Source organism: Streptomyces sp. NPDC054841 (genome assembly GCF_053611045.1).
Window position 1 is genome coordinate 1 of the sequence record NZ_JBSGZO010000497.1, and the last position, 5,972, is coordinate 5,972.

The 5,972-nt window shown below is 72.2% G+C and carries 4 protein-coding genes; all 4 read left to right on the plus strand.

What is annotated here, in order from left to right:
- Positions 1-123: 123 nt before the first annotated feature.
- The 4 genes from ACWGI8_RS37635 to pheT all read left to right on the plus strand — a co-directional run bounded on the left by ACWGI8_RS37635 (position 124) and on the right by pheT (position 5,969).
- The gene (locus tag ACWGI8_RS37635) at positions 124-972 is read left to right on the plus strand and encodes a TrmH family RNA methyltransferase (RefSeq protein WP_453667936.1); all 849 of its coding nucleotides are present in this window, start codon (positions 124-126) and stop codon (positions 970-972) included.
- A gap of 96 nt (positions 973-1,068) precedes the next feature.
- Positions 1,069-2,190, plus strand: a complete 1,122-nt coding sequence (locus tag ACWGI8_RS37640; RefSeq protein ID WP_453667937.1) for an ATP-binding protein — start codon at positions 1,069-1,071, stop codon at positions 2,188-2,190.
- Positions 2,191-2,316: 126 nt separating this feature from the next.
- Entirely contained in the window at positions 2,317-3,441 is a 1,125-nt protein-coding gene (gene pheS / locus ACWGI8_RS37645) for a phenylalanine--tRNA ligase subunit alpha (protein ID WP_453667938.1), read from the plus strand.
- The gene (gene pheT / locus ACWGI8_RS37650; RefSeq protein WP_453667939.1) at positions 3,441-5,969 is read left to right on the plus strand and encodes a phenylalanine--tRNA ligase subunit beta; all 2,529 of its coding nucleotides are present in this window, start codon (positions 3,441-3,443) and stop codon (positions 5,967-5,969) included. Before pheS ends, pheT begins: the two co-directional genes overlap by 1 nt.
- Positions 5,970-5,972: the final 3 nt, after the last annotated feature.

The following is a 5,972-nucleotide window of genomic DNA, read 5'->3' on the forward strand; positions in this document are numbered from 1 at the left end:
CCCCTGGCCTGCGGGTCCGCGTGCGTCCTGCCCAGGTACCGCCCGCCTTCGGAACCCAGCCCGAAGGGCGAGCCGAGTCGACACCGTGCGCCTCGCGCGCAGCAAGAGAAGTGAGTGCACCTCATGCGCACCCCCGAGCTGATCTCCCCGCGGTCTCCGCGTGTCGTCGCCGCGCGGCGGCTCGCCAAGCGGAACTTCCGCTCCAAGGACCGGCGGTTCATCGCCGAGGGGCCGCAGGCCGTGCGGGAGGCCGTGGAGCACCGGGGCGATGACGACGAGCCCACGCTGCTCGAGCTCTTCACCACCGTCGAGGCCGCCGAGCGGTACGCGGACATCGTGGAGGCCGCCCGTGCCACGGGGGCCCGGATCCACTACGCCCCCGACGCCGTGCTGGCCGAGGTCTCCCAGACCGTGACGCCGCAGGGGCTCGTCGGGGTCTGCCGGTTCCTCGACTCGCCGTTCGAGGACATCCTTGCCGCCCGGCCCAGGCTCGTGGCCGTCCTCGCGCACGTACGCGACCCCGGGAACGCGGGCACGGTGCTGCGCTGTGCCGATGCCGCGGGCGCCGACGCCGTCGTGCTCACCGATGCCTCCGTGGACCTCTACAACCCGAAGTCGGTGCGGGCTTCGGTCGGTTCGCTGTTCCATCTGCCCGTCGCCGTCGGCGTACCCGTCGAGCAGGCCGTCAGCGGGCTGAAGGGCGTCGGGGTCAGGATCCTCGCCGCGGACGGGGCCGGTGAGGACGACCTGGACGCCGAGCTCGACGCGGGCACCATGGGCGGACCGACGGCGTGGATCTTCGGCAACGAGGCCTGGGGACTGCCCGAGGAGACCCGCGCGCTCGCGGACGCGGTCGTGCGGGTGCCCATCCACGGCAAGGCCGAGAGCCTCAATCTGGCGACGGCCGCCGCCGTGTGCCTCTACGCCTCCGCGCGCGCCCAGCGCACCCCCGGCGGCTGCCGGGCGGCGTGACCCCCGGCCCCCGCAGGGTGTCACTCTGTCACCGACGACTAGTAGGGTGACCAACTCGGGGACCCACTGCACTGGTTCGAGAGGTGGGGTACGGGGATGGCTGTCGGCACAAGTGGACCGTCGGAGGCGCACATCGCCTTCGCGGGTCCCTCCGTGGACGTCGCAGGCCTGGGCATCGACCCCGACGACCTTCCCGACGGCCTCGTCGTCGCCGACGAGACCGGCCGGGTGATCTGCTTCAACGCCGCGGCCGAGCGCATCACCGCGACCCCCGGCGCCGAGGCCCTCGGCCGACCGCTGGAGCACGCGCTGCCCCTGGAGGACCTCAAGGGCCGCCGCTGGTGGACCCTGACCGACCCGTACGGCGGGCTCGCCACGCGCATCGGCCAGCCCGAGCGGAATCTGCTGCTCCCCGGCGGCCGCGAGGTCCTCGTCTCCGTCCGCTACGTACGCGAGGCACCCACCGGCCCCGTCCGCCGCGTCGTGGTCAGCCTGCGCGGCACCGAGGCGAGGCGCCGCACCGAGCGCAGCCACGCCGAGCTGATCGCCACCGTCGCCCATGAGCTGCGCTCACCGCTGACCTCCGTCAAGGGCTTCACGGCCACCCTCCTCGCCAAATGGGAGCGCTTCACCGACGACCAGAAGCGGCTCATGCTGGAGACCGTCGACGCCGACGCCAACCGTGTCACGCGGCTCATCGCCGAGCTCCTCGACATCTCCCGTATCGACTCCGGCCGACTCGAGGTGCGCCGCCAGCCCGTCGACATCGCGGCCGCCGTCGGCCGCCACATCCAGGCGCACACCGCCCGGGGCCAGTCCCCGGACCGTTTCTTCGTCCGTATCCACCGCCGGCTGCCCGATCTGTGGGCCGACCCCGACAAGATCGACCAGGTCCTCGGCAACCTGCTCGAAAATGCGGTGCGCCACGGCGAGGGAACGGTCACCATCGAGGTATCACCAGCGCCCGGCAAGAACGACGAGAAGGGAACGGCCGTCACCGTGAGCGACGAAGGCCCCGGCATCCCCGAGGAGTCGATGGGCCGTGTCTTCACCCGCTTCTGGCGGGGAAGCAAGCGCGGAGGCACCGGTCTCGGCCTGTACATCGTCAAAGGCATCGTCGAGGCGCACGGCGGGACGATCACCGTCGGCCGCGGTCCCGGCGGCGGCGCGGAATTCCGATTTACGTTGCCCGTGGGCGCCCCCGCCTATCTCACCTGATAGGCACCCCGGCAGCCCACGGGCTCATTCGCGTACCTTCACCCCGCTAGACTCGACCTTTGGCACCTTTGCGTCCTCGGTCGTCGAGCGGGGGCTCCAGCCACCCCATCGGAAGCACGGGAAGAGATGTCGGCACCCAATAAGTCGTACGACCCTGTCGAGGTCGAGGCACTGAAACCGGAAGAGATCGAGCGCATGCGGGACGAGGCGCTCGCCGCCTTCGCCGCCGCCGGCGACCTCGAAGCGCTCCACGAGGCGAAGATCGCGCAGACCGGCCCCACCTCGCCGCTCGCGCTCGCCAACCGGGAGATCGGCGCCCTGCCGCCGCATGCCAAGGCCGACGCCGGCAAGCGTGTGGGCCAGGCCCGCGGTGCCGTCAACAAGGCCCTGGCCGCCCGTCAGGCCGAGCTGGAGGCGGAGCGTGACGCCCGTGTGCTGGTCGAGGAGGCCGTGGATGTCACGCTGCCCCACGACCGTGTACCGGCCGGCGCCCGCCACCCCCTGACCACACTCTCGGAGCGCATCGAGGACATCTTCGTGGCCATGGGCTACGAGGTGGCCGAAGGCCCCGAGGTCGAGACCGAGTGGCTGAACTTCGACGCGCTGAACATCGCGGCGGACCACCCCGCCCGCGGCGAGCACGACACGTTCTTCGTGCAGGGCGCGGACGGAAGCGGCAATTCGGGCGTCGTCATGCGCACCCACACCTCGCCGGTACAGGTCCGCTCGATGCTGGACCGCGAGCCGCCGCTGTACGTGATCTGCCCCGGCCGCGTGTACCGCACGGACGATCTGGACGCCACCCACACCCCGGTCTTCCACCAGGTCGAGCTGCTCGCCGTCGACGAGGGCCTCACCATGGCCGACCTCAAGGGCACCCTGGACCACATGGTCCGGGCGCTCTTCGGCGGCGAGGGCATGAAGACCCGGCTCCGGCCGAACTTCTTCCCGTTCACCGAGCCGTCCGCCGAGATGGACATGGTCTGTTACGTGTGCCGCGGCGAGTCCGTCGGCAACCCGGACCGGCCGTGCCGCACCTGCTCCAGCGAGGGCTGGATCGAGCTCGGCGGCTGCGGGATGGTCAACCCGAAGGTGCTCGTCGCCTGCGGTGTCGACCCGGAGAAGTACAGCGGATTCGCCTTCGGGTTCGGCATCGAGCGGATGCTGATGTTCCGCCACAACGTCGAAGACATGCGAGACATGGTCGAGGGTGACATCCGGTTCACCCGGCCGTTCGGGATGGAGATCTGATGCGGATCCCGCTTTCTTGGCTGCGGGAGTACGTCGACCTGCCGGTGACGGAGACCGGCCGTGACGTACAGACCAAGCTCATCGCGGCCGGCCTCGAGGTCGAGACCGTCGAGCAGCTCGGCGCCGGGCTCAAGGGCCCCCTCGTCGTGGGCCAGGTGCTCACCATCGAGGAGCTGACCGAGTTCAAGAAGCCCATCCGCTTCTGCACCGTCGACGTCGGCCAGGCCAACGGCACGGGAGACCCGCAGGAGATCATCTGCGGCGCCCGGAACTTCTCGGTCGGCGACAAGGTCGTCGTCGCGCTGCCCGGCGCGGTCCTGCCCGGCGACTTCCAGATCGCCGAGCGCAAGACGTACGGCCGGGTGTCCCGCGGCATGATCTGCTCCGGCGACGAGCTGGGCATGGGCGACGACGGCTCGCACGGCATCATCGTGCTGCCGCCGCAGCACGAGGTCGGCATCGACGCCACCGAGCTGCTGGAGCTGTTCGACGAGGTCCTCGACATCGCCGTCACGCCCGACCGCGGCTACTGCCTGTCGCTGCGCGGCGTCGCCCGTGAGGCGGCCATCGCGTACGGTCTGCCGCTGCGCGACCCGGCGCTGCTCGACGTCCCCGCACCGAACTCGTTCGGCTACGGAGTGCAGATCGCGGACCCGATCGGCTGCGACCGCTTCACCGCGCGCACCGTCGTCGGCCTCGACCCGGAGGCCCGCTCCCCGATCTGGCTGCAGCGCCGCCTCCAGAAGGCCGGCATGCGCCCGATCTCGCTCGCCGTCGACATCACCAACTACGTGATGCTGGAGCTCGGCCAGCCGCTGCACGCGTACGACCGCACCCGCCTCGACGGGCCGATCGGTGTGCGCCGCGCCGAGCAGGGCGAGAAGCTGATCACCCTCGACGGCACCAAGCGCGTCCTGGACGCCGAGGACCTGGTCATCACCGACAACCGCGGGCCGATCGGCCTCGCGGGTGTCATGGGCGGAGCCAACACGGAGATCGCCGACTCCGAGACCGACCCGGAGACCGGCGAGGTCCGCGGCACCACCGAAGTCGTCATCGAGGCCGCGCACTTCGACGCGGTCTCCATCGCCCGCACCGCGCGCCGCCACAAGCTGTCCTCCGAGGCGTCCAAGCGCTTCGAGCGGGGCGTCGACCCGCAGGCCGCCGCCGCTGCCGCGCAGCGCACGGTCGACCTGCTGGTGCTGCTCGCGGGCGGCACCGCCGAGGCCGGCGTCACCGAGATCATCGCGCCGTCCGCGCCGCGTACGGTCACGATGCGGGCCGACCACCCCGACCGTGTCGCCGGTGTCGGCTACGGCCGCGAGACCGTCGTCCGCCGCCTCCAGGAGGTCGGCTGTGACGTCTACGGCCAGGACGAGCTCGTCGTCACCGTCCCGTCGTGGCGTCCCGACCTGCACGCGCCGAACGACCTCGCGGAAGAGGTCATCCGGCTGGAGGGCTACGAGAACCTGCCCTCCACGCTGCCGACCCCGCCGTCCGGCCGCGGGCTCACCGCCCGCCAGCGGCTGCACCGGCGCACCGGCCGTGCGCTTGCCGGAGCCGGCTTCGTCGAGGCGCTGAACTACCCGTTCATCGGCGAGGGCGTCCTCGACCAGCTCGGCCTGGAGGCCGACGACCCGCGGCGCGCCGTCGTCACGCTGGTCAACCCGATCTCCGACGAGGAGCCGGCGCTGCGCACCACGCTGCTGCCCGGTCTGCTCGCCGCGCTGCGGCGCAACGTGGGCCGCGGCTCGGGCGACCTGGCCCTCTTCGAGACGGGTCTGGTCTTCCGGCCGACCGGTGACGAGACGGTCCCGGGCGTGCTGCCCGTCGACCGCCGTCCCACCGACGAGGAGATCGCCGCGCTGAACGCGGCGCTGCCGCGTCAGCCGCGCCGCGCCGCCACCGTCCTGGCGGGCGCCCGCGAACAGGCCGGCTGGTGGGGCGCCGGACGCCCGGCCGACTGGGCCGACGCCGTCGAGTCCGCCCGTACGGTCGCCCGCGAGGCGGGCGTCGAGCTCACCATCCGCTCCGACCAGCACGCGCCGTGGCACCCGGGCCGCTGCGCCGCGCTGTACGCCACTGTGAACGGTGAGGAGACCCTCGTCGGCCACGCGGGCGAGCTGCACCCGCGCGTCATCAAGGCGCTCGGGCTGCCGGAGCGCACCTGCGCGATGGAGGTCGAGCTGGACCTGCTGGAGCAGGCCGGCGAGGGTGCCCTCCAGGCGCCGCGGATCTCCACGTTCCCGGTGGCCACGCAGGACGTCGCGCTGGTCGTCTCCTCCGGCGTTCCCGCCGCGGACGTCGAGAAGGTGCTGCGCGAGGGAGCCGGTGAACTGCTGGAGTCCATCCGGCTGTTCGACGTCTTCACCGGCGAGCAGATCGGCGCGGGCAAGAAGTCGCTCGCGTACGCGCTGCGTTTCCGCGCCGCGGACCGCACGCTGACCGTCGAGGAGGCCTCGGCCGCCCGCGACGCCGCGATCGCGCTCGCCGCCGAGCGCACGGGAGCGGTGCTGCGCGGGGCGTGAGCC

Excerpts from the sequence above, each read along its gene's own strand:
- ACWGI8_RS37635 (WP_453667936.1), top strand. The coding sequence starts at position 124 with ATGCGCACCCCCGAGCTGATCTCCCCGCGGTCTCCGCGTGTCGTCGCC.
- ACWGI8_RS37640 (WP_453667937.1), top strand. The coding sequence starts at position 1,069 with ATGGCTGTCGGCACAAGTGGACCGTCGGAGGCGCACATCGCCTTCGCG.
- pheS (WP_453667938.1), top strand. The coding sequence starts at position 2,317 with ATGTCGGCACCCAATAAGTCGTACGACCCTGTCGAGGTCGAGGCACTG.
- pheT (WP_453667939.1), top strand. The coding sequence starts at position 3,441 with ATGCGGATCCCGCTTTCTTGGCTGCGGGAGTACGTCGACCTGCCGGTG.